This is a genomic window from Methylobacterium sp. XJLW, assembly GCF_003254375.1.
GTDB lineage: Bacteria > Pseudomonadota > Alphaproteobacteria > Rhizobiales > Beijerinckiaceae > Methylobacterium > Methylobacterium fujisawaense.
In genome coordinates this window covers 4,584,820-4,611,735 of the sequence record NZ_CP016429.1, presented here as the reverse complement: position 1 = coordinate 4,611,735, position 26,916 = coordinate 4,584,820, and the positions used below count along the sequence as shown (strand labels likewise).

The following is a 26,916-nucleotide window of genomic DNA, read 5'->3' as shown; positions in this document are numbered from 1 at the left end:
GCGCCTGCGGCGTTTTCCCGGGGCAGGCGGGAGGGACATGTGATGGCGGAGAGCACGGATCGGGGCTCCGGCTGGAGCCTGCAGGCGACCGCCGTGCCCGACGGGGTGCGCCTGGAACTCGCCCTGGCCGACCTCGGCGGCGCGCCGGTCACCGCCGCGATCGTTCTCGACCGGGCGGAAGCCCGGGCCTTCGCCCGCGCCCTGCTCGCCGCCGCCGGCGACGCGGCGGAACGGACCTTCCCGAAGCCGGGCGCCTGACGGCGCGCCGCCGGTCGGTCAGCGGGCGAGACCGGGATTGCGGCCCGGCAGGCGGGGGACCACGGTGCCGCGCTTCTCGATCGGCGTGTCGCAGGCGTAGGCGAACTCGGTCTTCAGCGGATCGAACACGGTCTCGCCGGTGATCCGGCAATCCTCGCGCACGGTCTCGTCGAGATAGGCCCGGGCGGCGGTGCGGAAGCGCTTCACCCGGGTGGCGTTCGGCTCCGGATCGATCCGGGCCTCGCTCAGGTTGCAGCCGGTATATTCGCGCAGGGCGTTCGAGACGATCAGCATCCGGCGCATCTGCCGGTTGTCGTAGACCTCGTAGGGCTCCTTGCAGCCGATCGTCACCACCTGGGGGGTGAGCGCCACGTAGTTCCGCGAGATGTAGGAGAACCCGGTGGTGCAGCCGGCGAGGCCGAGGGCGGCGAGGCCGAGGGGCAGCAGAGCTGCGGGTCGTCGCATCCTCGTCATCCCAAGAGGGTCCCAGCCCGCGGCCCGGATCCGCCGCCTTCCCGGCGGGGCGCCGCGGTGCATTGAAACGGCTCCGCTTGCGCCGTCAATGCGTTTCTCGACCTTGCTCCCGCGAGCGCGGAGCGACGCGCCAAGCGTAGCGGTGCCGCCCTTGCGGAACACTTGCGGAACGTTTAACCTGTTCGTGATTTGTTTCAGAGACCGTCACGGGGCGGTCTGCCAAGCCGCGAGTCCCCCTTCGATGCTCACGCGCAAGCAGCTGGACCTCCTGCGTTTCATCCAGAGCCGGATGCAGGAATGCGGCGTCCCGCCGTCCTTCGACGAGATGAAGGACGCCCTCGACCTCAAGTCGAAATCCGGCATCCACCGGCTGATCACGGCCCTGGAGGAGCGCGGCTTCCTCCGGCGCCTGCCGAATCGGGCGCGCGCCATCGAGGTGATCCGCATTCCCGAGAGCCTGAGCCAGACGGTCCCATCTTCGGCCCCATCTTCGGCCCCGGCCGAGCCGCGCCGTTTCACCCCGAGCGTGGTCGAGGGCGGCAAGTCCAAGCAGCCGCCGGCCCCGGCCAGCACGCGGATGATCGATGACGCCGGTCGTGCCATTTCGATCCCGGTGATGGGCCGGATCGCCGCCGGTACGCCGGTCTCGGCGATCCAGAACCAAAGCCATGCCATCACCCTGTCGCCGGATTTCGTGGCCGGCGGCGAGCACTACGCCCTGGAGGTGCGCGGCGACTCGATGGTCGAGGCCGGCATCCTCGACGGCGACCTCGTGGTGATCCGCAAGCAGGACACGGCCAATACCGGCGACATCATCGTGGCGCTGATCGACGACGAGGAGGCGACGCTCAAGCGTCTGCGCCGCCGCGGCTCCTCGATCGCCCTGGAGGCCGCCAACCCGGCCTACGAGACGCGCGTCCTCGGGCCCGACCGGGTCCGGATCCAGGGCCGCCTCGTCAGCCTCGTCCGCCGCTACTGAAGCGGCTCGGCCGGCGCGTCGCCGGGGGCGAAGTCCCCGCCCGACGCATCGGTTTCCGGAGGCGTTGTCGCCCCGTCGTCAGAGGCGCGGGCCTCCGCGGAGGGCGCGGTGACCAATTGTGGCGGTCCCGGCCCGTGTCCCGAGCGTGGTCGCCAGGGCACGGCGCGGCCATCGGCCCGGGCGTGATGGGCGACGAAGCTCTCGCCATCGGACCTGAGGGCGACGGCGCCCTGGGCGGCCAGGACGCGCCGGTCGATCACCAGGGGGCCGGTGCAGGTCGGTGGGGCCACGAGGCCCGTGATCAGCACCGCGGCGCGGGCGCAATCCTCCGGGAAGGCCCGCCGGTCCCGGACCAGGGCGACCGCCCGTCCGTCCGGCAGGCGCGCGGTGCATCCGAGCCGATCACAGCGGCCGCTGCCCGATCGGACGATCAGTGCCCCGGCTCCCCGTCCGTCGCCGTCCGCCTTCAGCCATTGTTCGAGGACGAAGCCGGACGGGCTGCCGAGGGCCGCGAGCCGTCCGTCCGGCCCCCGCACCGCGGCCCCCGCACCCTGCCGATCGACATAGAGGTCGTAGCGGTCGGGTCGGGCCGCGACGACGAGTCCGAGCAGGATCGGCGGCACGGCGAGCCAGCGCAGGCGGGAGGCCGGTAACGTCGCGAGCAGCAGGCCCGCGGTCAGCAGGAACAGCGCCGCGGTGCCGAAGGCCGGTACGACCACGATGGCCCGCTCGAACCCGGCGATCCAATGGGAGACGGCGAGCATGCCCCCCACCGCCTGACCCATCAGCCACCAGATCGGGCGGTCGAGGGCGAAGGGATAGGCGAGGATCCCGATCACCGCGGAGGGCATCACCACGAGGGAGACGAGCGGCAGGGTCAGGGCGTTGCCGACGAGGCCGAAGGGCTGGATCGTCTGGAAATGGTAGGTGGCGAAGGGCGCGGTCGCGACCTGCGCCACCAGGGTCGTGGCCAGGGTCCCGGTGACCGCCGAGAGGCCGCTGCCGACGAGCCGACCGAGCCGGCCCGCCCCGGGGCGCACGAACAGCCGCCCGTCGATCAGCCGTGCGCAGGCGATCAGCCCGGCCACGGCGCCGAAGGACATCTGGAAGCTCGGGCCGAGCAGGCCCTCCGGCTCCCGGGCCAGGGCGATCAGCGCCGCGAGGGCGAGGTTGCGCATCGACAGGGCGGGCCGGTCCACCAGGATCGCGCCCAGCATGATCAGGGTCATGATCAGCGAGCGTTCGGCGGCGATGTCCCAGCCCGAAAAGGCGCAGTAGGCGGTGACGCCGACCATGGCGAAGCCGGCCGCGATCTTCTTGATCGGCCAGAGGAGCGCGCAATGGGGGACCAGCGCGAGGAGCGCCCGCACCAGCCAGAACACCACGCCGGCGGCCAGCACCATGTGGAGGCCCGAGATCGACACCCTGTTGGGAAGGTTGGCCGGCGGGTAAGCGACCGCTCCGTCGACATCCGCTGGGCGCCACCGCTTCAGCCAACCGGCCTTCAGGTTGTCCGGCAGTGCTCCTGCCAGCGTGGACGTTACGCCTTGGACGGCAGAGCTAAGTGGGTGTCGGAGTTCCGCCGCGGCCGTCGCCAGTCAAGTCACCCCTTGCATGGCCGCGAGGATTGCGTACCACCTAGGATTATGCCGCTTGCTCTGTTGCGGCGGAGGATTGGCATGTCCGAGTTCGACCAAGTCCCATTCGGTGCGGAGGAGTTCGCCGACAACCCCGAGCCGCGTTGCCCATGCCTACTCCTGCTGGACACGTCTCATTCGATGCGCGGCCGGCCCATCGCTGAGCTTAACAACGGTCTCGTGGCGTTCAAGGATGAGCTGGCCGCCGACACACTGGCGATGAAGCGGGTCGAGATCGCGGTGGTGACCTTCGGGCCCGTCTCGGTCCTGAGCGAATTCCAGACGCCGGACATGTTCACCCCGCCCAACCTGGAAACGACCGGCGACACGCCGATGGGCGCGGCCATCGAACGCGGCGTCGAGATGATCCGTCGGCGCAAGGACGCATACCGGGCCAACGGCATCTCCTACTATCGCCCCTGGGTGTTCCTGTTCACCGATGGCGGGCCGACCGACAGTTACTCCCGCGCCGCGCAACTCGTTCGCGAGGGCGAGGAGACGAAGGCCTTCTCGTTCTTCGCCGTTGGCTTGGAGGGGGCGAACATGGACGTCCTCGCGAGCATCTCCAGCCGCCAGCCGCTCAAGTTGAGCGGCCTCCGCTTCCGGGAGCTCTTCTCCTGGCTTTCCTCGTCGTTGAGCGGGGTCTCACGCTCGCAGGTCGGGCAGACCGTCCCGCTGGCCGCCCCTACCGGATGGGCCGAGGTGTGAGCGACGACGGTCACCCGTGGCGCTTCGCCTTCGCTGTCTCCGAGGGAACGTCGCACGCCTCGTCGAACACACCCTGTCAGGACCAGGCCTTGTGCCGGGCGATCAACACGGCCGGAGGTGACGTGCTGATCGGGGTCGTCTGCGACGGCGCCGGGAGCGCTGCCCATGCGGAGGTCGGGGCATGGCTCGCCGCCCAGACGATGGCGGAGTTGGTCGAGCTGCATTTCGAGGAAGGCGGCAGCATGGCCGACGTGGACCTGGCATGCGGCCGAGCCTGGGTCGCCCGGGTGGCCGATACGTTGACCCGGCACGCCGCCGCGGAGGGCCGTGCGGTCAGGGATTACGCCTGTACGCTGCTGACCGCCATCGTCGGGACGACGGGGGCGGCCTTCATCCAGGTGGGCGATGGCGCCATCGTCATATCCCGAGGTGAGGAGGAGGACTGGTCCTACGTGTTCTGGCCGCAGCACGGCGAGTTCGCCAACACCACGAACTTCGTCATCTCGCACGATGCGACCGACGCGCTCGAATTCGCCTACGTGCCCGAACGCCTTCAGGAGGTATCCTTGTTCTCGGACGGCCTGGAGAACCTCGTCTTGCACCACGCGACCAGGACGGTGTTCGAACCCTTCTTCCGCCGGATGGTCGCCCCGGTGCGCAGGCTCGCCGCGCCGGGCATGGATGCGGGCCTGTCGGCGACCTTGGCCACCTACCTGGCTTCGCCGAGCGTCTGCGAGCGCACCGACGACGACAAGTCGCTGATCCTCGCGTCGCGCCTGCCGGCCGCCTGACGGGGCCGGCATGAGTAAGGGGTTGCCCCAGGTGGTCGACGACGCGGGTCGACCTGTCAGGCTCGGCGCGGTACTGGGACAGGGCGGCGAGGGCGCCGTCTACGAGGTGGTATCGCGCCCGGGGCTCGTCGCGAAGGTCTACCATAAGCCCCTGTCCGGCGAGCGCGCGGACAAGATCAAGGTCATGGGCCTCATGGGCAACGATGCCCTCGGTCGCCTGGCGGCCTGGCCCTCGGGACTCCTGATGGAGGGTGTCGGGCGCGCGCCGGTCGGCCTTCTGATGCCGCGCGTGAGCGACCGCAAAGACATCCATAACCTCTACAGCCCGAAGAGCCGCCGATCCGAGTTCCTGCGGGGGGACTGGCGGTTTCTCGTGCGCGCGGCCGCAAACACGGCCCGGGCCTTCGCGGCGGTCCACGCGGCCGGCTGCGTCATAGGCGACGTCAACCACGGCGGCGTCCTCGTCGGGCAGGATGCCACTGTCACCCTGATCGACTGCGACAGCTTCCAGGTCTCGCATGGCGGTCGGCGCTTCCTGTGCGAGGTGGGCGTCGAGACGTTCACTCCGCCGGAACTCCAGGGCCGCTCCTTCCAGGGCGTGGTGCGCGACGCCTCGCATGACGATTTCGGTCTGGCGGTGATGACGTTTCTGCTCCTCTTCATGGGGCGTCATCCGTTCGCGGGCCGGTTCTCGGGCGCCGGTGATATGCCGATCTCGCGTGCCATCGAGGAGCACCGCTTCGCGTACGGACGTCGGCGGTCCGCTTTTCAGATGACCCAACCGCCCGGCACCCCGCCGTTGTCCATCGTGGGTCCCCAGGTCGAGCTCCTTTTCGAGAGGGCGTTCGCGTCCGACGCGCGGCAGGCCGGTCGTCCGGCCGCGCGGGAGTGGATCACCGCGCTCGAAGGTCTCGAAGGCGAACTCAAGCAGTGCGGCGCCAATCCCTCGCACTGGCACCACCGCTCGACGGCATGCCCATGGTGCCCGATGGAGGGGGCCACGGGGATCGCCCTATTCCCGGTGGTCGTCCAGGGCGCCGCCGGCACGATGTTCGACATGGCCCGGCTCTGGCAGGAGGTCGAGGGCATCCGGCACCCAGGTGGCGCACCCGCCATCGAGGTCCCGATGCCCGAGCCTAGCGACGAAGCCCGGAAACTCGCCGGCCTGACGATGAAACGGCATGCCATGGCGGCGGTGGCGGCCGCGCTGGTGGCGGCGCTCGGCATCGCGCTGGGCCCGGTGATGCTCCTGGCCGCCGGCGTGATGTACCTCGTGGTGCTGGCGGCCAACGGAGGGACCGAGAAGCTTCGCCCCATCACGGAGGCCTACGACGCGGCCTCGGCGAGGTGGGAGAAGGCCGAGAAGGAATGGCTGCAGAAGGCCGGACCCGCCCTGTACGATCAGCGTAGGACCGCGTTGGTAAACCTTCGCGAGGAGTGGAACCAAGTGCCAACCCTCAGGCTGAGGAAGCTCGCCGAGTTGGACAGGGACCGCGAACGCGCCCAACGCCTCCGCTTCCTGGATGCGTTCGAGATCGAGAAGGCCAAGATCGAGGGAGTCGGCAAGGGTCGTAAGCTGACTTTGGCGTCCTATGGCATCGAGACCGCCGCGGACGTCACGCAGGGGGCCCTGACCCAGGTGCCTGGGTTCGGACCCAAGACGCAGGCTCGGATGCTCGCTTGGCGGTCATCCATAGAGAAGCGTTTCGTCTTTGATGCGACCCGGAACGTGGATGCGCGCGACATCGCTCGGGTGGAACAAGACATCCTGGCCAAGAAGACGCAGATCGAGGGGCGCATGAACGTTGGGTTGGCCGAACTGCGCCAAGCCAACGCGCAGATCCTATCGGCCCGGCAACACATGCGCCCGCAGTTGCTTGCCGTGAAGGGAGAATTCCTGCAGGCGACGGCCAACAAACAAGCCGTTTCGTAGCGAAATCCTACTTGAAGTCCCACCCCACTACGACATCGTTTTCCAGCATGATCCGCCTACTAAATCTATTCTTTCCAGTCTGGCCATACTTATAGGTGTGATTGGTCTTCGTTTTCAGGACCTTCCTGTCGATGGCCACCGGGTTGCCGAGGGCGTCCAGCAGATGCTCAACGGTCATACCCTGCCATACCATCTTGTTCATGATCCTATCGACGAGCTCCGCGTCGCCGTACTTCTCCATAAGCCTTTTACGACGTGCTTGATTCATCAAATGCCGGATCGCGAATACACCGACCGCGATCAAGACGACGATGGATATGAATTCCAATGGTTCTTCCTCCCTCGCCGTGCTTCCCTTATCCTGCCTAAGCAGTGCGGGCGCGTTATGGTCGGCCTTCGGACGGGAGGGACTATAGCCGAGCCTGGAAAAACGACGCCACCTTAAGTACGGGTTCGGCGTCAGAAAAGATCGGCGTCGGTGGCTACGCAGCAACACGAAGTCAGGGCGATGGTAGGGTTCACTTACGGGCCTCACCCTCGTCGCGAACGCTGGCAACGTCGCCTGGTAGGTCATCCTCGGGTCGCCGCCGCCGGTACAGGCTCGGGCCAGACCGCGCGAAGAGGCGCTTGTGATGGATGCGTTGTTCCATCTTCTTCCGGAGGGTTTTGATCGACCATTCCTCCGCGTGCGATCTTGCTTCCTCCACGAGGTCGGCACCGAGCCGGTCCGCGATCTGGCTGACCCGCATGGACCCATCCTCCGGCAGGATGGCATGCATATCGTGGACGACGCGGTTCCAGAATTCATCGGCCCGGACCGCCTTCAAGTGCCGCCGCTCGCCGGTCAGTTCGGCTTCAAGGTGGGCGACCTGGGCCCGCAAGCCCGACGCCGCGGCCGTGAGCGCCTCCACCTGCCCGACCAGACCGTCGGCCATGGCGAGCGCCTCTGCGCGAAGGGCCCTCTCATCGGCTAACGTTGCCTCCAGGCGTTCACGGTCTGCTTGATAGGCACGGTCGGCCTCGACCCGGGCAGCCTCCCATAGGGCCGCCGTGGCCTTGGCCAGAACCGTCGAGACAGCCCCGGGCACTCCTCCACGCTCAAGTGTCGGAGCATAGGTCCGCTCCGCCTTCCACTCCAGCAGGTACGGACCGATGTCACGGAGCGACCCTCCGCGGCCGGTCTTCCGTTTCAGGCGGGCCCGAACCGAGGGCTGCGCAACCAGGCCGCCCTCGGCCCTGATCTCGTCGGCCGCCTCGTAGACCTCGTGCCTGCCGACCACCACCCCCTCCCTCATCGCGAGGGGACGTTAAGCCGTCCGCATTAACGGGCAGATACGCTGGGGCCGCCGACTGGTAGTGGTAGCGATCCGTCATGCCGCTACCACTACCATCTAGGACGCTCTCTGCTCGGCAGGACTATGGTGATGCCGGTTAGCGGTTGGACCGGTGGCGGGATCGGCTTCAATGGACCATGCCAAGGTCGATCCGCTGTCGCCACGCGTCCGAAAGGTGGTCATGGCAGGCAGCCGGGCTGGAGCCGAGCCCCCCTGGAAGCTCCAAAAAACGTCCCGTAGGTTTCCCGAAGGTTGGCATTCACCCCTAGGGACAGGACTGCATCGGGATTGACCGGATCGAACCGGACTGCATAGATTTCAACGAGTTACGACCACACGGTTTCTTACCCATCAACAACGATCCCTAGGGCGATGGGGTTATTCCCGACGGTTTCCCGGCGGTTCGCGCAGGCCGGGGCCGCCGGTCCCGGCGGCCTCGCGCCTCCGGCGCGGCGAACCACGCCACACCCCGACCGCCCGCTCCCGCCGCCGGGCGGGACGCCGCGACCATCGCCGACGCCGAGGGCGAGCCGCGAGGGCCGGTCGGGAAGGGACTGCGAGCCCGATGCGAGGTACCGTACACCCATCCTATCCCGCCGGCCCCGGCGGGCCGTCACTGAGCCGGCCTCCGCGCCCGACGGACGCGCCGCGCACCACTCGCCGTCGCGATGTGGTCCCGGGGCGGGGTCGCCCGGTCTCGCGTCGAACCCCCTGTGGCTCCGCCCGGGCGGTCACCGTGGAACGCCTTCGGCATCCGCCGCCGGCCGACCATGTCCGGGAGTGCCGCGCGATGCATGGCGCCGCGACGGTCACGGGAACGCGCCGTGCGGCCGGGGGGCGGGACACGCCGATCCGCGCCCGGAGGCGGAGGGCCGTCCCTCGCCCGACGTCACGGCACGGCCCTTGCCGACGCGCGGCCCGATATCCTCCGGACGCCGGACCTCGGCGCCCCCCGGCGCCGCCACCCCCGCCCATCCGTCCCGCCCGCGGCCGGCACCGCCGCCCGGCGCCGGACGCCGGTCACCCGCCACCGGCTACGGGTGCGCCCGTGGGCATGCGCATCGCGGGATCCACAGGCCGGGCCCGTACCTCCGCTTGATCGCGACGGGACGCCATGTCCAGGTAGCCCCGCCCGACGTCCCATCCATCCACGGAAGGGCACGGTCGGTCGAGCCGACACGGTACCGGGCACGGCCGGGGCCCCGGCCGGACCATTTCTGCCAAGCTTACGCCGGTGGTACGTTCCCTCCATGGACGATCCGCGAATCCGGCTCCCACACCGAGGTGATGTCATGGCGGCGAACGACCGGTCGCGGCTTCGTGCCGTCGACCTCTTCTGCGGGTCGGGCGCCGTCACGACCGGGCTGTCGGGCGCGTTCGACGTCGTGGCCGCCGTCGACCATGACGCGACCGCCTGCCTGACCTATGCGGCGAACCATCCCGGCGTCCGCCTGTTCGAGCGCGACATAACCACCCTCGATCCGGCCGAGGTCCTGAAGGAGGTTCCGGACGCCGCGAACGTCGACCTGCTCATCGTCTGCGCGCCCTGCCAGCCCTTCAGCAACCAGAACCAGCGCAAGGAAGCCGATCCGCGCGCGACGTTGATCCTGCAGGCCGCGCGTTACGCCGAGGCCTTCAATCCCAAGGGTATCCTGTTCGAGAACGTGCCCGGCCTCGCGGGGGCGGCCGGGGTCTACGAGGATCTCGCGCGCGCCATGGCCGCCGTCGGGTACGTCGTCGGGAAACCGCGCAAGGTCAACGCCGCGGACCTGGGGGTTCCGCAGCGCCGCATCCGTTGCGTCATGTTCGCGGCACGGTCCGAGGACGTCGTCGCCCGCTTCGAGGGGGCGAAACCGTCGGCCGCCCGCAAGACGGTCGCCGATGCCATCCGTGACCTCGTCCCCCTCGAAAGCGGCGAAGTCGATCCGGGCGACCACCTCCATGCCGCGCGGCGACATGCCCCCATCGCCCTGCGACGCTTGCGCGCGATACCGAGGGACGGAGGCAGTCGGGCCTCCCTGCCGCCCGAGCTCCGCCTGAAGTGCCATGAGACCACCCACGGCTACCCGGACGTGTACGGGCGCATGGCCTGGAACGATGTCGCCCCCACCTTGACCACGGGCTGCACCGACGTCACCCGCGGACGCTTCGGGCATCCGGAACAGGATCGCGCCATCACCCTGCGCGAGGCTGCCTTGCTCCAGACATTCCCGCCGGGGTACGTCTTCCACGGCGCATACAAGGAAGTCGCCACGCAGATCGGCAACGCCGTGCCGGTGGCCATGGTGGCGGCGATGGTGCCCGCCCTCGTCGACGCGTTGGCGGCCGCATGAGAAGGGGGGGCGACGGCTGGGTCGCACCGACCACGACCAAGTCCGACGAGATGCGCCGCGTCCGGACGGCCGGCACCGGGCCGGAAGCCCTCCTGCGCAGCCGTCTGCACCGTTCCGGCCTGCGCTATCGCGTGACCCATCCGGTTCCCGGCAAGCCGCGCCGCTCCATCGACATCGCCTTCACCCGACGCCGCCTCGCCGTCTTCGTGGACGGGTGCTTCTGGCACGGTTGCCCGATCCACGGGGCGCTTCCACGGACCAACGCCGCCTTCTGGAAGGCCAAGATCGATGGCAACCGGGAGCGGGACCGGGATACCGACCTGGCGTTGGCGGCAGCGGGGTGGCGAGTGCTAAGGATCTGGGAACACACGGGGCCGGACGAGGCCGCAGGGATGGTCCTGTCCGCGCTCGGTGACCTCGCAAGCAGGGGCGGAGAGTGAGCCAACCCGAGTTCTGGGACGAGGCGTGGTCCGTTCCCGCGCGCACCATCGACATGCTGGGACGCCAGCAGATCGCGAACATCCCCACGGCCCTGCACGAGCTGTTCAAGAACGCGCACGACGCCGACGCCGACCGGGTCGTGGCCGACTATTTCCGCCGGCCGAACGTCTTCGTCATCAGGGACGACGGCGACGGCATGACCCCCGACCAGTTGCGCAAGGGCTGGCTGACGCTGGCGAGCTCCGTCAAGGCGGGAGCCAACGCCGCCCGCGAGCGGGCCGGAGACGAAGGCCGCGAACGACCCCGCCGCAAGATCATGGGCGAAAAGGGGATCGGGCGCCTCGCCATCGCCTCCATCGGACCGCAGGTCCTCATCCTGACCCGCCCCAGACCCGTCTCCGGAGTGACGCAACCGCTGCTCGTCAGCCTCGTCCACTGGGGCGTGAACAAGCTTCCCGACGTCGACCTGTCCCGGGTGGCGGTCCCGACGATGCGCCTCGACGGCGGCGACCTTCCCGACGCCGCCGCCATCCGGACCCTGTGCGAACGGCTCGCCGACAACGTCGATAAGATGCGCACGCCCGCGAACGGCATCGAGATCGACCTCATCCTCAAGGATATCGCAGGTTTCGACGTCGACCCCGAGGCCGACCTCGGCGCGATGGCGGGGCCGACCCTCGCCGACGGAGGCCACGGGACCCAGTTCATCATCAGGCCGACGGAGAAGACGCTCGCCTTCGACCTGCAGAAGGTCAACGACGAAGACGTGTCCCAGGTCGAGAAGTACCTGCTCGGCTTCAGCAACACCATGATGCCGGACAGGCCCCCGCCTTCCATCGTCGCCACCTTCAACGACCACCACGAGGACGGCACGGTCAAGACGCCCATCGGCACGCAGGAGTTCTTCACCCCGGACGACTTCGCCAACGCGGATCATTCCATCGAGGGCCGGTTCGACGAGCACGGTCATTTCCTTGGACGCATCTCCGTCTACGGCAGCGAGCACAAGGATCACGAGATCGCGTGGCGGAACGCGACCAACGACCCGTCCCGCTGCGGTCCGTTCCGCATCACCTTCGCGTACCTGCAGGGGGCGATGGCCGATACCCTGCTGCCACCGAAGAAGTGGCTGAGCCTGTCGGTGAAGCTCAATCGCCTCGGAGGCTTGTACGTCTACAGGGACGGCATCCGCATCCTGCCGTACGGGGGGCCGGACCAGGACTTCCTCGGGATCGAACGGCGCCGGACCAAGAGCGCCTCGGACTGGTTCTTCTCCTACCGGCGCATGTTCGGCGCGGTGGAGATCACCTACCCCGAGAACAAGGACCTGAAGGAAAAGGCCGGACGCGAGGGTTTCATCAGGGATGGGGCGTACAACGACTTCGTCAGTATCCTGTCGGGTTTTTTCGAAAAGCTCGCCTACGATTTCTTTCGGGACAGTTCGAAGCACGGTGACTGGAGCGAGACGAAGACCAGGTTGAACCGGGACGCTGCGCTCCTGGCCAAGCGGGAACGTTCAGCCAAGGCCAAGCTCGCCCGGTTCACGAAGCGGCTGGACACATTCTTCGCCCGGCTCGAAGCCGGGGAATTCACCAGGGAGGCCGAGCGTATCCGCGAGGAGGTGCGCGAACGCCTCGACAACATCACGTCCGATCCGGAGAGCGGGGGGACGGCGGTCCTCGCGATAGAGGCCGACCTCAGGCGGGCGAAGGACGCCCTCTCGGCCAAGCTCGTCCTCACCAGGCCGCAGGGCGCGGGACTATCGAAGTCCAAGGCGGCCGACTGGGACGCTTACCAGCGCAATGTCGCCCGCATACGCGACGAGCTGATCGGTCCCCTCGACAGGGAGACGGCCGGGATGATCGAGCGGGCGATCAGCGCGAAGGGGCTCAACGTCGACCGTCGACGCCGCTTGGCGAAGGCCATCGACGACAAGGGCCAACGCGTCGTGGCCCAGGCCGAACGCGTGCGCATCTCCGTCGACAAGCGTCTCGAAGAGCTTCGCACGGAGGTCACCACCAGCGTCAGGTCGGCCATCGCCGGCCTGTCGTCCAAGGTCGAGGGTACGCGCATCACCCTCTCCGGGGTCAGCACCGGCGGCCTCGACGAACGTGCGTTCGAAGGGATGCGCATCGGGTTCGAGAACGAGATCGAGGCGTCGTCCCGCGATACGCGGGAAATGCTGGAGTCCCTCGCCGGCCAGCTCGGTAACCTCATGGCAGCCGTTCGCGGCGGGGTCACCCTCGACGAGACGACGGACGCCATCGAGACTCGCTCCGAGGCTTACAGGGAGCAGCTCGACCAATACGTCGAGCTCGCCCAGCTCGGCACGGCGGTCGGCATCGTTCAGCACGAGTTCGCAAGCGCGGTGATCCGGGTTCGCGGCGCCATCGAGCAACTCGACTGGTGGGCGAAGTCGAATCCCGACCTCGAAGCGCTCGACCGCGACCTCAGGTCCGGTTTCGAGCATATCGACGCCTACCTCGACCTGTTCGCGCCCCTGAGCAAGCGCCTGTCGCGAACCGCCGTCACCATATCCGGGCGGGAAATCCGAACGTACCTCGACGAGGTGTTCGGCGACCGGATGAGGCGGCATGATATCAGGGTGGAAACGGCGCGCGATTTCGACGGCGGCACCCTGGCCGGCCAGCCGTCGGCGATCCTCGCCGCCTTCGTGAACCTCATGGACAATGCCATCCACTGGCTTTGCACGATGCCCGCAGGGGAGAGGCTGATCCGGTTCGGATGCGAGGGTGCGGGGCTGACCATCGCCAACAGCGGCCCCGGCATTGAGGCCAGGAATGCCGACCGCATCTTCGAGTTCGGCGAGACCACGAGGACAGGCGGGCGAGGCATGGGCCTTTACGTATCCCGCGAGGCATTGCGCAGGTCCGACCTGGAACTGACGCTTCTGGATGCCGGGGCCGCACGCAACCCCCGCTTCATGATCGCTCCCGCCGTTGCGGACGAAGAGACGGAGACCGACGAGTGACCGCGGGAGTTAGCCTCGACGAACTGGTGCGCTCCGGCGCCCGCAGCTTCCTCCAGACCGTCCTCGTGATCGACAACGAGTTGGTGATGGCGGCCCCTCCGGTCGAGCCGGCGCCGAGGTTGCCCCCGCGGCCGCCCGGACCCTTCGGGCGAGGCCCGGTCGCCGAGCCATCCCAGCCGGCCGCCGTCGAGCCGGAGCGAACGGCCGAAGGGCGGGTCGATACACCCGTCGCGGCGACGGCGGCGGGTCCTAGCCGTCTCAACGTGAAATCCATCATGGATGCGTTCCTGAAGAAGTCGCTGATCTGCGGCATGCACAGGCCGGAGGGCGAGGGCGACCTGGTCAGCGAAGCCATCAACGCGGCGCGGCGCTCCGATGCCGTCATCATCGACTGGCTCCTGGTGGGGAGCGATCCCGGACCGGCGAAGGATATCATCAAGGGCATCCTGGACGGGGACCGGGAGGACCATGGGCGGCTGCGCCTGATTGTCGTCTATACCTCGATGCCGGGCGTCGAGGCCGTGGCCCGGGAAGTCTCCGGGCATCTCGGCGGGACGGCCCTCAAACACGAGGGGAACGGCGTCCTGACGGGGGCGGATACCCGGATCGTCGTCCTCAACAAATCCGGGACCCCGATGGCCGCGGAGACCGTCGCGGTCCCGGACCTGCCCGAACGCATCATCGCCGAGTTCGCCCGGCTGTCCGACGGCATCCTGAGCACGTTCGCCGTGACGGCCGTGGCCGCGATCCGGCGGGCGACGCACCACGTCCTCGCGGTCTTCTCCTCGGAATTGGACGGCGCGTTCCTGGCGCATCGGTGCTCGCTCAAGACGCCCGACGACGCCACCGAGTTCGCACTGGAACTCCTGGCGGGAGAATTCAGGGGCGTGGTCACACGCAACGGCGAGGCGATGCAGGTGCTGGCCTCGGCCCCCCTGATGGAGTGGATCGACCGACGGGCCGGGGCGGACCGCCTGATCCGGACCGATGAGGTCCAGGTCCCGGTGGATGTCGTGAAGGCGTTCGCGTCCGGAGGCGAGGAAGCGGTCCTCGCCTCCGAGAAGGTCCAGGACCACGCCGTCGTGCCCGGGCGGGCCAAGCCCCGGGAGGGGCTCGGGAAAAGGAAGATATCCCCGAGGACGGTCGGCCAGCTCTTCCATGACGGCCACGCGCACTACCTGCGGTCGCACCACGGCTTCTCCCGGCTATCGCAATTCAAGAACGAGCCTTATGGCCGCCGGGCCCCCCGCGGCCGTTGGAAGCCGACGCTCTCCCTCGGAAGCCTGATCGTGGCACTCGACAAAACGGGGGCACCTGTCCCCGGAGGCTACCTCCTGTGCACCCAACCACGCTGCGATTCCATCCGCATCGGGGACGGGCGCAGTTTCCCGTTCCAAACGGGACGGGCGGTGACGGATGACGCGTTCAACCTTGTCGCCACCCTGCCCGCCCCCGGTGACGCGGAGGAACGCGTCCATCTCCTCGTCGAAATGAAGCCTTTCAACACGGTGATGGTCCGGTTCAACGCCAGCAGCGACGAACGCGTGCTGGCTGAAGCCCAAGGCCCATCCTTCGTCTTCACCGACGCTGACGGCGGCAGGTATCTCTGGTTGGGCGACCTGCGCGACCTGACCGCCCAGAGGACGGCCGGCACGGTGGCGGCGCGGTTGCACGATGTCGGCATCGACGAGTTCGAATGGCTGCGGCTCCATGCGAAGATAGTCCCGCCGAAGCCGGGCAACGGTGCCAAGGCGGCGGCGGCGCCGGCCGAGGTCAAGGGCCGAGGGGCCGACGAGGGCGGCGGGGGCTGACGCCGCCGGCAATGGTGGCTGGCGGACGACCCTTCAAGCCGGATTGCCGCCCCGACGACCGGCCGGCGCATACCCGACCCGTGCGCGCAGGCTCGCACCGTTGGCGCGGACATGGTCGCGCTTGCGCCGGAGCGCGACGGTGGGGTGGGCGCGCGGCGGGGCGCCGACCGGCGGCGCGAGCACGTCGGCCGGCGGCTTCGGTGCCGGGATGCCGAAGAAGGTGGCGGCCTTGACCCCGGCCCCCAGCGCCAGCGCATCCGCGGCGACGTCCTGGCCCTCCAGGGTCCATTGCCCGTAGATGCGCACCATCGTCTGGATGCTCATCCCGAGCACGTCGGCGGCGGCGCGCACGTCGACCCGCGCGATGCGCAGCCACGTCGCCGCCGTATGCCGGAGGGTGTGCCTGACCACGTCGGAGCCGATGCCGGCATCCGCCATGATGGTGTTCCACAGCCATATCGGGGTGGACAGGTACTCCTGGCCGTCCGGCCGGTGGATGACGTGGGCGATGCCCGCGGCCCGGTCGGCATCCCGCCACCGCGCCACGGTGGTGGCGAGCTTGGTCGAGATGCGGGAACTCGCCCGGGGCTTCCCCTGGCTCGGGTCGAGGCCGAACCCGCGCCGGTGGATGTGGCGGCCCTCGACGTCGATGCAGCCGCCGTCGGCCGAGCACTCCCACCGGAGTTCCCGCATGGCCGTTCCCCGGGTCCCGGTGTAGAGGCCGAGCACGAGCAGGCGGTAGATGATCCTCCTGACCGCGACCGTCTCGGGATCGCGCAGGACAAGCCGGGTCACGACGTCGCCCGCGGCATCGACCACGGTCTCGCGCTTCCAGTCCCCGGTCGCGGCATCCCAGATGCGTCCCCGGATCGCCCAGACGATGCGGGCGACCTCGGGCCGACGGAGCCATCGCGTGCGGCCGGGGCCCGACTTGGGCACGAACACCTCGGGATGCCACGCCAGGGCGTTCTCGTCCGCGTAGAGGTCGATGGCCTTCCTGAGCTCGAACAGATCCTCCCTGGCGCTGGCTTCCTTCGCCAGCGGCGCGTCGGGCGTTCCCGGGCGGTAGCGCGCGTCCGGCTGGCTCGTGCGCCAGTCGATGAACGCCTTGCACCGCGCGGTCGTGACGTCCTTGAAGACGTCCTCGCCGAAGAAGCTCGCGAGGGTCGCCAGCCGCGTGGCCAGCGCGGCGTACTTGGAATGCTCCGCCGGGGGCGCATCCCGGACGGGGCGCTCCGCGTCGAGGAGATGGGCCAGCGCGGCGGCCACGGGCACCATCCGCGGACCGACGATGCCCCGTTCGCGGGCACCCTTCTGGAGCTTGTACAGGTCGAGCAGCGTCTCCGCCTCCGCCCGCCGTTCCGGGGGAAGCCGGGTCGAGGTCTCGACCCGACCGTCCCGGATGTACAGGGTGACCTTGCTGGGGTCGGTCCGGGACCGCCGCTCGACGAGGTGAGGGCCCTGCGGGGCCGGCCCCCGCCTCCGGTCCATCTCGGGGATGGCCGCCGCGGTGGTCATCAACGCGGCGCGGATGTCCTCCGCGGCGCGCGCCAGGGCGCCGACTTGCATCGTCTCACGCACGATTCTAGTGTCCTGCTTCCTGAGCCCGCACGCGTGCGGGCGTTGTGGGAAGGCGGACGCGGGGCGGATCTTCCGCCAAGTTGAACGCGCCCCGTGTCCGCCGCCTTACTGCCCCGCCTTCCCCCTCGGGACCGGCGCGGCAGACCTCTCCGCGACACGCTTCGGGCGTGCGCGTTCGCGCCCGAGACGCTTGGCCTCGGCGAGCTTCAACTGGAACAGCGCCTGCGCCGACACGTCCTGTGCCGGTCCCGGCTGCCGCGGGGTCGGCACCGTTTCCTCTAGACCCATCCGGCGGACCGCCATCGGGGTGGTGAAGAACTTGCCAGCCACCTTCGTGATAGCCAGCGTGCCTTGATGTCCGGCCGTCCTCAGGGTGTTCGTGGTGATCGGGCCGTCCGGCCAGAACAGGCTGGCGGCCTCCGGTAGGGTCAGCAACTCGTCATCGGTCCACTCCTCCGGGCGGGGCCGCGCCGCGACCCTCGGTGGCATCCGGCGCCTCGGCGAGGCCGCCTCTCCCGCATGAGGGGGACTCGGTTTTGCCGGGCTGTCAACGACGGCGCCGGGGGCCGGGGTGGCCGGGGAAGCCGCCCCGTAACCCTGGACGCGACCGTCGCCGGCGCTCGTCGGGACGCCTATAGGACCGGGCACGCAATCCATGGAGGCGATGGACCCTGGGCCCTCTGAAGCCACGGGCGGCGCGGATGGAATCCCCGCCCGACCGTCGCCGGGTTCGTACCGACCGCAATCCTTCAGAACGGTCGGCAATCCTTCGCCGGGCACCTGCGGCCCGGGGTCGGACGGCGCTACCCGACCGGGAACGTCGACCGCTTGACCGGACGCCGACTGCGGCGTTTTGGCACCTTCGACCGGGGCCGCCGGCCGATTCGGTTCAGGCGCTCGCGACCCCTCCGTGATTCGGTCCGGCCCCTCGGCGCAAGCTTGGCTGACCGTCGTGCAGTCGGACCGACGCTCGACCGATCCTGCCGGCCGGGTCGCCGGCCCGCGCCAGTCGGGCATGCCCATTCTCCCTTCCATCTTGGCCGGGTCCACGGGCGGCAGCCCTGGTGACGCCGCGCGCGGCGGCATCTGGTGGTCATGCGTAGGCATGACCGCCATGGCTTGCTCACCGACTTTTCCTCTTGCCGCCGCCCTTTCCGCGGGATCGGACACGGGTCTCGCCGGCACGGGCCTGACCGTTACGGGCGCCTGTTGGCGCCTCGGAGGGCTCAGCACCGGTGTCCGGGGCGGCCGTTCGTGCAGGATGCCAAGCTTGTGGAGCAGCGCCGTCATCAGGGACATCGTCGGGCCTCGTCGCGTTTCGTACGGCGGCGATTGTCCCCGTCAGGCCCTGTTTCACCAAACAGCGCGTCCCTTCCCGGAACCGCAAGCCATAGATGTCATCCCTTTTTGTCGGAGCCCGGACCGTCTTCACCGTTTCGCGTCCCCGATTCGCGGGTGTACAGAGCGCTACTGCGCGCTTTTCCATCCTTGCCTTGAGACCGGCATGACAAATCCAGCATCGGCACTGTCGCGGAGCATTTGATCAAAATCCGCCGATAACTTTCGCGATACGTCGAAGCGGAAAAGATGTCATCCCACTAGGAATTCAGGTTCATGGTGCTTTGATCGATGCCACCTGGCCCGGAACGGGCCGTGGGCCCGTTCCGATGCTCCCGCGCTTCCTCAGACACCGCTGGCAGGATGCCGCCGCCAACCCTGGAGCCGCCGCGGGCCAGTCCCCCGTCCGGCCGTCCCCGACCGCGGAGACGCCGGGGGCAACGCCGGTCCCCTCCCTCGCCTCGGCCACGCGGGATTACGCCCGCGCCCTTGAGGCAGACACGTTCGACCGACTCGACAGCCACGAGGTTACCCGGCTCTTCCTCGGCATGGGCCCTGAGGTCTGGGCGTGGCAGCGCGCGCGGCGCCTGGCTGGGGTTTCTCCATGGAGGGCATCCCCCGCTTTCATCGAGAGCGGCGAGCGCGAGAACGCCTTCGGCCAGATGCTCCGGGACATCCCGCTCTGGGAGCGGGCCATCGCGACCCTCGCCGCGGAGCGAACCCGCGCCGCCCGTTACGGGATGCCCGAGCCCGCGCCCCTGATCGTTCCCCCGGCAGTCACGGCCGCTATCGAGGCGCAGAAGGTGGCGGCGCGCGAGCGCGCGCTTCGCCTACGCGGACGGGGTGGCGGCGACGGCGGCGGCGGGGGCCCGGAACTCGTGCCGGTGGAGCCGGGAGGAGGCGGACCAGGTCCACCTCGCAGGACCTGACGATACCCCACCGCCATTACCGACCTCCAAGGCAAGACGAGCATGCCCGACCAAGTCTACCGCGCCATCATCCCGATCAGGCCCGCGCCACCACCGGCCTCCCGCTCCCCTGCGCGGAAGCGCGGCCTCCATGTCCGCCTGGTCGTCCGGGTGAGCGGTGGCCTCAGCGCGGCCGTTAGACAGGCGGCCCACGGCGAGGGCTTGACGGCCGGGGCCTGGGTCCGGCGGCAATTGCTGGATCGGCTCGGCATGCAGTCCGATGCGGACGCGCGCAGCGGCCGGCCCGTGCGGATGCCGGAGGCGCATCAGGCCGCCATCGCGGCGGCCCTGAGGAACCTCGCCGCCGCCAGCGCCTCGGCGCAATCCGACGACCCGGCGTCGGCCATCCCCGCCATCCAGGCCGCCCGGGCGATCCTGGTCCCGCTCGCGCTCGGACGGCCCGCACCGTGATCTCAGGAGCGACGCGCGGGGCCGGGCTCGGGGACGCCCTGGCGCGCCACCTCCTGAAGGGCGAGAACCACCCGACCGTGTCCGCGCCGCGCGGCCTCGGCAGCCCCGACGTCTTCGGCCAGTTGCAAGAGTTGGTCGCGCAGTGCGCGGGTGGCCGGACCACCCGGCCGGTCTACCACGTCCATTGCAGCCCCGACCCTGGCATCGCCGACAACGCCGCCGCCCGCGCGCGCTTTTGGGCGCTCATGGAGGGCGAATTCGACCTCGCCCGCCAACCTTACTGCGGGGTCGTGCACGACAAGGACGGACGCGTCCACGAGCACCGCGTCTATGCCCTGGTCCGGCCCTCGGGGTCCGTGATCGACCTGTCCCACGACTACGCCCGCCGCGAGAAATGCGCGCGCATCGTCGAGTACGAGGCCGGGCTTGCGCCCGTGCCGTCGAAGCACGCCCGGAGCATCGCGCAAGCCCTGCGCAAGGACGGGCGACACGACGTGGCGGGATGGCTCGTCGCAGCCGGCGCCACCCGGGCGGAACGGCCCATCGCCAAGGTGACGCCCGGCGAACGCCGCGTCGAGGAGCGGACCGGCGTGCCGCTCGACGACCTGCGCCGCGCGGTCTTCTCGGCTTGGCAGGTGTCGGCGGACGGCCCCGGCTTCGTCGCCGCCCTCCAAGCCCGCGGGCTCGACTTGAGGCATGGCCGAGAGGGTCCGGTCGTCGTCGACGCGAGCGGCACGGCGCATTTGGCGACGCGGCTCGTCGGCGCGGGCTCCCGACGCCTGACGGGCGAGCGCATTCGGGCGGCGGCGGTACGGGCACGGCTCAACGGGCTGATGCTGGAAGGAGCGGGTGATGGACGGCGTGCTGATCGAGCGGCGGCTGGCCGCGATGGAAATGATTCTGCAAGGCATCCTGGCGGCGCTGGCGCCGCCGGAGGCGGATGGGGCGTCGGGCTTCGACGACCTGGTGGAGGCGATGTCCGACCTGACGGTGGCGGTGGCGGAAGTCACGGACAAGGTCGAGGTGCTGCGCTCGACCGGCTGCGGGTCTCGACCGGGGCACGCCGCGTCGTGATGCGGCGCCACCTCGCCGGTTTCGATGTGTCGCTCGACCGCTACCAAGCAGCCGCCGAGCGCGCACGCGCGGCCGCGGAGCGCCTGGACGATCTCGCCGACAACGGCCAAACGAGGGGCTTGGCCCTGTGGGGCGTCACGGACATCTGGGGCATCCCCATCCGGTGACCGTCTCCGGGACGCCCTGACCAAAACCCGCCCTGTGAGGTTCCGAAGACGACCGGGATCGCTTCGGCCGTTCGGCACCGGCACAAGTTACCGAAGGCCAATCGCGTGTCCGCCCTGGGTCTACTCGTCCCTGTTGACGTTGTCCGCCGTCGAGCTGTCCGGGTTGTCCCGTGCGTATTCACGGCCGTTGATTTTCACGACGTGGCTGTCCGGATGCTCGCCGCGCTTGATTTCCGCCACGACGTTCCGCCTCGGCACGTTCTTGCGCGTCCCGACATCGTAATGCTCGTTGCGGCCGCCCGGCCCGTCGTTGCGTCCCTTGATCTTCGACATGAACCACCTCCGGGACGACCATATAGGTGGCACGTCCTTATCGGCGAGATCGCGTCGATACTCAAAGGACCCCGCTGCGACCTGTATGCCGCCGACGACTCAGAGTTCCTTCATCCATGACAGGAGGACCGCCCCACTCTCGTGTCGGGCACCGACACGATGATCGGCATCCACGTCGCGCGGGTTCACCCCGTACCGAGCGCGGAAGCCCTTGCTGAAGCTTTTCAGGTTCTCGTAGCCGCAGGCATAGGCGACGTTCGATACCCGCGTCGCAGCGCCTCCCTCGACCCCGGAAAGCATGCGCATCGCCTTCGCGAGGCGCCGGTTGCGGACGTAGGTCATCACCCCGCCGTCGGCCTCGAAAAGTTCGTAGACCGGCGTGCGGGACAACCCGAAGCGGGCGCATATCATCTCGATGCCGAGGTCGGCCCGACCGAGGTTCGCCTCGATGAACTGACGGATCTCGATACCCATGACCGCCGGCTGGTTGTAGGCGCTGTCCTTCGAAGGCGTCAGCATCGCGTTCAACAGCGAGACGGTAGCCGTCGAGAGCAGCGACTTTTGGGCTGGGTCCGACGTATCGAGGCAGTCCTGCATGTTCCGCATGTGGTCCGACAGAAGCCGGTTCAACGGGCTTCCGGTCCGCGCGAAAGTGGAGCGGTGCAGCCTCCCGATCTCGCCGACCCGGGCGTCGAACAGCCGGCGCGGGATGCAAAGCCCGATGCCGTCGACGGACGTGGTCGAGCGCCCGAACACCGGCTGCGCCAGGTCGACGAGCACGATGGTCCCGGACGTGATCGCCTGCTCGTCGGATGCCACCTCCACGCTCGAATGTCCGGTCACGTGCTGCTGCAGGTAGACGTGGTCGACCGCGAGGGTGGCGACCTGCGACCGGGTACGCTCGACCGTCTGTGGGGAGGAATGCGTCTTGTAGAGGTGGACGCCTCCGAGCTTCCAGGCCCGGAAGCTCGCCTGCCAGGGATGCGGCGCAGACCGGTCCGGCGTCGCGGTCCAGATCGGTGAGACCGTCTCGATCCACGCCTCCCGCCGTAAGCGCTCGTCGTCCAGACGGGCGATGCCCGGGTCGATGACGTCGGGTTCCATGGACGAAGTCATAGCTCCTGTATCCAGGACATCAGGGTGTCGCCGCTCTCGCGCTGCGCGACGCCGCGCAGGCCGGTTCCGACGTCGCGGGGGTTGATGCCGTAGCGGGCGCGGAAGGCCTTGCTGAAGCTCTTCAGACTCTCGTAGCCACAGGTATATGCGACGCCCGAAACCCGTGGCGGTCCCGCCTCGGCCCCCGTCAACATCCTCATCGCCCGGGACAAGCGGCGATTGCGGATGTATGTCGCGACCCCGCCGTCGGCCTCGAAAAGCGAGTAGACAGGAGTACGGGACAGCCCGAAGCGAGCGCAGATCATGTCGACGCCGAGATCGGCCATGCCGAGGTGCGCCTCGATGAATTGCCTGATCTCGATGGCCGCTATGGTGGGTTGGTTGTAGGCGCTGTCCGTGACTGGCGTGAGCGCCGCGTTGCAGAGCGCCACCGTCGCCGTGGAGACCAAGCTCCGCTGCCACTCGTCCATGCCGTCGATGCCAGCGTGGACGCTGTTCATGTGATCGCCCAGGAGGCGAACCAGCGGCGCGTCCTCCTGCCGGAGGATGTCGAGGTGCCGGGCGGAGAGCTCGCCGACGCGGCGGTCGAGCAACCGTCTCGGAAGCGCCAGGTTGAGCCCGGACATCTCACGGGTGACCGAGCGGGCGCGCTGCGACAGGTCGAAGATGACGATACCCCCGGGGGGTATCTCCGCCTCCCCGCCGGCGGTGTCGATGCCGGTCCTGCCGGACGAGTAGAGCCGCAGCACGACGTGGTCCACGGCCTGGACGGCGATCTGCGACGGCGTCCGCTCGACCGCCTGCGCCGAGGCGCGCATGTGATTGAAGAGCGTCGTCCCGAGCTTCCACGAGCGGAAGCGGACCGTGCGCGGGACTTCCTCGTCGATCCTCGCCTCGTAGACCGAGGAGATCGCACGAACCCATGCCTCCCGCCGGACGCGCTCGTCGTCGATCTGCGAGAAGTCCGTTTCCAGCGCGTCAGATTGCATGTCGGGCCCGCTTGTCCCGGATACGCATCGAGCGTTCCAAGAGATCGGTCAAGAGCGCGCCGGAAATTTGAGGCAATTGCCCAGGGATAACGGGCTACAGGACGCCAGTAGACATATTCAGGACGCCAGTAGACATAACGTCTGTTTGCCATTCCCGAATATTTCTTCCTCTTAAACTTGCGGACACGAGGATTTAGGCGATCCGACTTGAAGCGTCGGACATCGAAGGATCACGCCTCATGTCCTCTTCCATCACCCTGTCCGCCGCCACTCGGCAGAACCTCCAATCCTTGCAGGACACCGCCGCGCTCGCCGCGACCAACCAGAACCGCCTGTCGACCGGCAAGAAGGTCAACTCGGCGCTCGACAACCCGGTGAACTACTTCACCGCCGCCAGTCTGACCGACCGCTCAACCGCACTCGGGAGCCTGCTCGACGGCATCTCCAACGGCATCCAGACGATCCAGGCGGCTTCGAAGGGCATCGACAGCATCACGAGCATCGTGAAGCAGATGCAGTCGGTGGTCGCGCAGGCCCAATCGAACGCCACGACCAACCTGCCCAAGCTCCAGGGCACCCAGGCCATGGCCACCGCGAACGAGGCCACCGCCACCGGGAAGAGCCTGCACGACACCGTGCTGGCCAAGACGCTGGCCGGCACAGCCACCCCCGCGAGCTCTTCCGCGGTCGGCGTCGTCGGCATCGACAACACCAAGGCCGACACGCTGCAACTCGCCGCGGGCAACACCGTCTACAACGTCAGCATGACCTCGGGGACGGTCAACGACCTCGTGAACAACATCAACAAGTCCGGCATCGCCACGGCGGCCATCGACAGCCTCGGCCAATTGCAGATCACCGGCACCGGCTCCGACACGCTGACGGTCGCCGCCGGCAAGCTCAACGCCACAACGGGTGCGCTCACAGCCGACACGGGCGAGCTTGCCAAGCTCACCGGCGGCGCGGCGCCTTCCGCGGCCGGCGGCACTTCGGCCCAGCGCTCGGCCCTCGTCTCTCAGTTCACGGCCCTGCGCGATCAGCTCAACCAGACGTCCAAGGACGCAGGCTACAACGGCACCAACCTGCTTACCGGCGATAACCTGACCATCGCCTTCAACGAGAAGACCGGAACCGCACAGTCCAAGCTGTCGATCCAGGGCAACGCCCTGACCACCGACAGCCTCGGCATCGGCACCTTCGTAGACTCGGCGACGACCCAAGGCGGGGCCAACGTCGGCATCCAGAACAACGCCGACCTGAACAAGGCGTCGGACGCGCTGACGAACGCGCTCGCCAGCCTGAAGTCGCTCTCGTCGAACCTCGGCTCCAACCTGTCGACGGTCCAGAACCGGCAGGACTTCACCAAGTCGATGATCGACGTGCTGACCACCGGCGCGGCGAACCTGACCAACGCCGACATGAACGAGGAGGCGGCGAACTCGCAGGCGCTGTCGACCCGTCAGTCGCTCGGCATCTCTGCCCTGTCGCTGGCCAACACCGCCAACCAGGGCATCCTCCAGCTCCTCCGCTAGCCCCGACCTTCCATGCCGCCCCGACGCACGGTCCGGCCGCCCGCCGGGCCGTGGCGCTCGGCCGCCTGCCGTTGCGGAGCCGGATCGACATTTCATGAGTCCGAGAAGAACGCTCATCTCCATGATTGCCTTGGCCGCCCTGGGTCCCTCGTGCGCCCGTGCCGGCCCGATCCAGGACCGGTGGACCGCCGAGGCCACCCAGGTGCGCGGCGGCATCACCTACCGCACCCTGGCGGACTTCACCTACGACGGGCGGGTACAAAACGGCCGCGCCTTGTGGCGGGTGCACGTCCGGTGCGAGGCACGGGACCCGGCGACGGGCAAGATCACGGTGCTGACCGGCTCTGGCGACGCGATGCTCGCCCAGGGCGCATTCGGCGGGAACGCCCCACCCGTTGGCGACATCGACGTGGTCGAGGCCGATAACGACATGCGGAACGGCACCGGCGCGCTGACCGTCCCGAACGCCGCTTGCGCATCGGGCATCCCGGTCATCCGCCAGTACGGCGTCAACGCGCCGACCCGGAAGTCATCGCCGACAGCGACGGTCGAGCCGACCGGCAGGCCGTGGATGCACAACAGCTCGGTGGTCATGGTCGACCCCTCCACCGGGATCATCGCCTACCTGGAGCCGAAGGCTTCCCTGCGCCCGAGCATCCAGCCCGGGACAGTCCTTTTCCGCGGAACCCTCAAGCCCGGCGGCCCGGCAAGCGGGACCGCCTACGCCTTCAAGGACGGTTGTCCGCCCGCGCCCTATCCGGTGCACGGCCGCTACTCCGACCGCGACTTTAGGCTCACGCTCCGCGGCGCCGGACCCGTCCGGCGCGGGTGCGAGGTCGTGGGCTACTCCGAGCGCAGCCCGCACGCCGCACTGTCCTTCTCCTACCTCCTCGACGACTGACCCGGAGCGCCACCATGGACGAGATCATCACCGGCACCGTTACCGGTATCGCCTCGACGGCGCTCGGCGACGTCGCCACCAACCCGACCGGCCGGGAGATATGGACCGGCGTCAAAATCCGGACCGCGGACGGCAAGTCCCGTTTCTTCCCGAGCATGCTGGTCGAGGCCGAGGCTTCGCTGATCATCAACGAGGCGATGGACCGCGGTGAGCCGGTCGAGTTGTGGCTGAGCGGCAAGGACATCAGGGCCTACCCTTACGGCGTCAGGACCGCCCGGGAGACGTGGTACGGCGACATCTTCGGACCCTACCTGCGGAACCAGGGGTTCAAGTGGCTGGCCCTGGGCATCCTGTTGCTGCCCCTGCTTGGGCTTGGCGTGCTCTTCATCCTGTCGGCCGTCGGCTATTTCTTCAGCGCGGCGACGTTCGGCGCCAGACGGTCGCGGCAAACGTTCGAAACCGGTCTCGGCGATGCGTCCGTTCTCGGCGACAACGGTCGGCTGCGAGCGGCCTGAGACACTGACCGGAGGCTGCCCGCTGCGGCGCCTCCGGCATTTCGATCTGTCCGAGAGGGAGCCGAGGGCTCGCTCTCGTTCCGCGCCTCCTTCATCCTGGAACGGTCGCCCGACCGACATATGCGTTCGCGGAGGACCGTGAGCCGGCCCCATACTCGGTGACAGGTCGGTCCCGCCGCTCCAAGATCAGGTTCGGCAAGCATGCACCGCGACGGAATACCTGCACCTACGTCGTGACCGGCTTGGCGAACGGCGGCAATCACGCCGTCCTGACATTCCGGATATACGGCGACACGTGAT

The 26,916-nt window shown here is 68.8% G+C and carries 23 protein-coding genes and 1 pseudogene; 15 read left to right on the top strand and 9 right to left on the bottom strand.

Features of this window, described 5'->3' with window-relative positions; translation table 11 throughout:
• Positions 1-42: 42 nt before the first annotated feature.
• The gene (locus tag A3862_RS21345) at positions 43-258 is read left to right on the top strand and encodes a hypothetical protein (protein ID WP_043349581.1); all 216 of its coding nucleotides are present in this window, start codon (positions 43-45) and stop codon (positions 256-258) included.
• 18 nt (positions 259-276) lie between these two features.
• Here A3862_RS21345 and A3862_RS21340 read toward each other — a convergent pair whose 3' ends face one another.
• Positions 277-723 carry a hypothetical protein gene (locus tag A3862_RS21340; protein WP_043757221.1) on the bottom strand — a complete coding sequence of 149 codons (447 nt, stop codon included), beginning with the start codon at positions 721-723 and terminating at the stop codon, positions 277-279.
• 250 nt (positions 724-973) lie between these two features.
• Here A3862_RS21340 and lexA point away from each other — a divergent pair, with 250 nt between their 5' ends.
• The gene (lexA, locus tag A3862_RS21335; RefSeq protein WP_043757222.1) at positions 974-1,711 is read left to right on the top strand and encodes a transcriptional repressor LexA; all 738 of its coding nucleotides are present in this window, start codon (positions 974-976) and stop codon (positions 1,709-1,711) included.
• Here lexA and A3862_RS21330 read toward each other — a convergent pair.
• Positions 1,705-3,138: pseudogene (locus tag A3862_RS21330) on the bottom strand (ComEC/Rec2 family competence protein); the annotation flags it as partial. The gene lexA and the pseudogene A3862_RS21330 overlap by 7 nt on opposite strands.
• A 252-nt stretch (positions 3,139-3,390) precedes the next feature.
• On the opposite strand from A3862_RS21330, the gene A3862_RS21325 reads away from it, so the two are divergent.
• Genes A3862_RS21325 through A3862_RS21315 form a run of 3 tightly spaced genes read left to right on the top strand, consistent with a single transcriptional unit; the run spans position 3,391 to position 6,780 of the window.
• Positions 3,391-4,056 (top strand): vWA domain-containing protein, encoded by a 666-nt coding sequence (locus A3862_RS21325; RefSeq protein WP_111473981.1) that lies wholly within the window; start codon positions 3,391-3,393, stop codon positions 4,054-4,056.
• Positions 4,053-4,847: a PP2C family serine/threonine-protein phosphatase gene (locus tag A3862_RS21320; protein WP_164706389.1), complete on the top strand. Its 795-nt coding sequence runs from the start codon at positions 4,053-4,055 to the stop codon at positions 4,845-4,847. The genes A3862_RS21325 and A3862_RS21320 overlap by 4 nt, the downstream gene beginning before the upstream one ends.
• A 22-nt stretch (positions 4,848-4,869) precedes the next feature.
• Positions 4,870-6,780: a helix-hairpin-helix domain-containing protein gene (locus tag A3862_RS21315; RefSeq protein ID WP_111473979.1), complete on the top strand. Its 1,911-nt coding sequence runs from the start codon at positions 4,870-4,872 to the stop codon at positions 6,778-6,780.
• A gap of 7 nt (positions 6,781-6,787) precedes the next feature.
• Here A3862_RS21315 and A3862_RS21310 read toward each other — a convergent pair whose 3' ends face one another.
• Entirely contained in the window at positions 6,788-7,108 is a 321-nt protein-coding gene (locus tag A3862_RS21310) for a hypothetical protein (protein ID WP_205782299.1), read from the bottom strand.
• A 190-nt stretch (positions 7,109-7,298) separates the two neighbouring features.
• Positions 7,299-8,060, bottom strand: a complete 762-nt coding sequence (locus A3862_RS21305; protein WP_164706387.1) for a DNA-binding protein — start codon at positions 8,058-8,060, stop codon at positions 7,299-7,301.
• 1,346 nt (positions 8,061-9,406) lie between these two features.
• Here A3862_RS21305 and A3862_RS21300 point away from each other — a divergent pair.
• From A3862_RS21300 to A3862_RS21285, 4 genes are read left to right on the top strand one after another with little or no spacing between them, the layout of a single operon-like run.
• A complete protein-coding gene (locus A3862_RS21300; protein ID WP_111473977.1) occupies positions 9,407-10,447 on the top strand; it encodes a DNA cytosine methyltransferase in 1,041 nt (346 codons plus the stop codon).
• Positions 10,444-10,887, top strand: coding sequence for a very short patch repair endonuclease (locus tag A3862_RS21295; RefSeq protein ID WP_111473976.1), 444 nt, complete (start codon positions 10,444-10,446; stop codon positions 10,885-10,887). The genes A3862_RS21300 and A3862_RS21295 overlap by 4 nt, the downstream gene beginning before the upstream one ends.
• Positions 10,884-13,880 carry an ATP-binding protein gene (locus A3862_RS21290; protein WP_111473975.1) on the top strand — a complete coding sequence of 999 codons (2,997 nt, stop codon included), beginning with the start codon at positions 10,884-10,886 and terminating at the stop codon, positions 13,878-13,880. Before A3862_RS21295 ends, A3862_RS21290 begins: the two co-directional genes overlap by 4 nt.
• The gene (locus tag A3862_RS21285) at positions 13,877-15,691 is read left to right on the top strand and encodes a response regulator receiver domain (protein ID WP_111473974.1); all 1,815 of its coding nucleotides are present in this window, start codon (positions 13,877-13,879) and stop codon (positions 15,689-15,691) included. Before A3862_RS21290 ends, A3862_RS21285 begins: the two co-directional genes overlap by 4 nt.
• Before the next feature lie 33 nt (positions 15,692-15,724).
• On the opposite strand, the gene A3862_RS21280 is transcribed toward A3862_RS21285, so the two are convergent.
• Together A3862_RS21280 and A3862_RS21275 are read right to left on the bottom strand one after the other, a co-directional pair.
• Positions 15,725-17,272: a tyrosine-type recombinase/integrase gene (locus A3862_RS21280; RefSeq protein ID WP_124263008.1), complete on the bottom strand. Its 1,548-nt coding sequence runs from the start codon at positions 17,270-17,272 to the stop codon at positions 15,725-15,727.
• A 105-nt stretch (positions 17,273-17,377) separates the two neighbouring features.
• Positions 17,378-17,761: a hypothetical protein gene (locus A3862_RS21275; protein ID WP_111473972.1), complete on the bottom strand. Its 384-nt coding sequence runs from the start codon at positions 17,759-17,761 to the stop codon at positions 17,378-17,380.
• A 1,178-nt stretch (positions 17,762-18,939) separates the two neighbouring features.
• Here A3862_RS21275 and A3862_RS21270 point away from each other — a divergent pair.
• From A3862_RS21270 to A3862_RS21260, 3 genes are read left to right on the top strand one after another with little or no spacing between them, the layout of a single operon-like run.
• On the top strand, positions 18,940-19,539 hold the full coding sequence (locus tag A3862_RS21270; RefSeq protein WP_111473971.1) for a hypothetical protein: 600 nt from the start codon (positions 18,940-18,942) through the stop codon (positions 19,537-19,539).
• Between the two features lie 42 nt (positions 19,540-19,581).
• Positions 19,582-19,989, top strand: coding sequence for a hypothetical protein (locus A3862_RS21265; protein WP_111473970.1), 408 nt, complete (start codon positions 19,582-19,584; stop codon positions 19,987-19,989).
• Positions 19,986-21,230 (top strand): relaxase/mobilization nuclease domain-containing protein, encoded by a 1,245-nt coding sequence (locus A3862_RS21260; protein ID WP_111473969.1) that lies wholly within the window; start codon positions 19,986-19,988, stop codon positions 21,228-21,230. The genes A3862_RS21265 and A3862_RS21260 overlap by 4 nt, the downstream gene beginning before the upstream one ends.
• 120 nt (positions 21,231-21,350) lie before the next feature.
• Here A3862_RS21260 and A3862_RS21255 read toward each other — a convergent pair whose 3' ends face one another.
• From A3862_RS21255 to A3862_RS21245, 3 genes are all read right to left on the bottom strand, one after another.
• Positions 21,351-21,563 carry a DUF3892 domain-containing protein gene (locus A3862_RS21255; protein ID WP_111473968.1) on the bottom strand — a complete coding sequence of 71 codons (213 nt, stop codon included), beginning with the start codon at positions 21,561-21,563 and terminating at the stop codon, positions 21,351-21,353.
• Between the two features lie 99 nt (positions 21,564-21,662).
• Positions 21,663-22,667, bottom strand: a complete 1,005-nt coding sequence (locus A3862_RS21250; protein WP_164706386.1) for an AraC family transcriptional regulator — start codon at positions 22,665-22,667, stop codon at positions 21,663-21,665.
• Positions 22,668-22,675: 8 nt separating this feature from the next.
• The gene (locus tag A3862_RS21245) at positions 22,676-23,668 is read right to left on the bottom strand and encodes a helix-turn-helix domain-containing protein (RefSeq protein ID WP_111473966.1); all 993 of its coding nucleotides are present in this window, start codon (positions 23,666-23,668) and stop codon (positions 22,676-22,678) included.
• 239 nt (positions 23,669-23,907) lie between these two features.
• Here A3862_RS21245 and A3862_RS21240 point away from each other — a divergent pair, with 239 nt between their 5' ends.
• The 3 genes from A3862_RS21240 (at position 23,908) to A3862_RS21230 (ending at position 26,616) form a co-directional block, all read left to right on the top strand.
• Positions 23,908-25,200, top strand: a complete 1,293-nt coding sequence (locus A3862_RS21240) for a flagellin N-terminal helical domain-containing protein (protein WP_111473965.1) — start codon at positions 23,908-23,910, stop codon at positions 25,198-25,200.
• Between the two features lie 94 nt (positions 25,201-25,294).
• Positions 25,295-26,101 (top strand): hypothetical protein, encoded by an 807-nt coding sequence (locus A3862_RS21235; RefSeq protein WP_124263007.1) that lies wholly within the window; start codon positions 25,295-25,297, stop codon positions 26,099-26,101.
• Between the two features lie 14 nt (positions 26,102-26,115).
• Positions 26,116-26,616: a hypothetical protein gene (locus A3862_RS21230; RefSeq protein WP_111473963.1), complete on the top strand. Its 501-nt coding sequence runs from the start codon at positions 26,116-26,118 to the stop codon at positions 26,614-26,616.
• Positions 26,617-26,916: the final 300 nt, after the last annotated feature.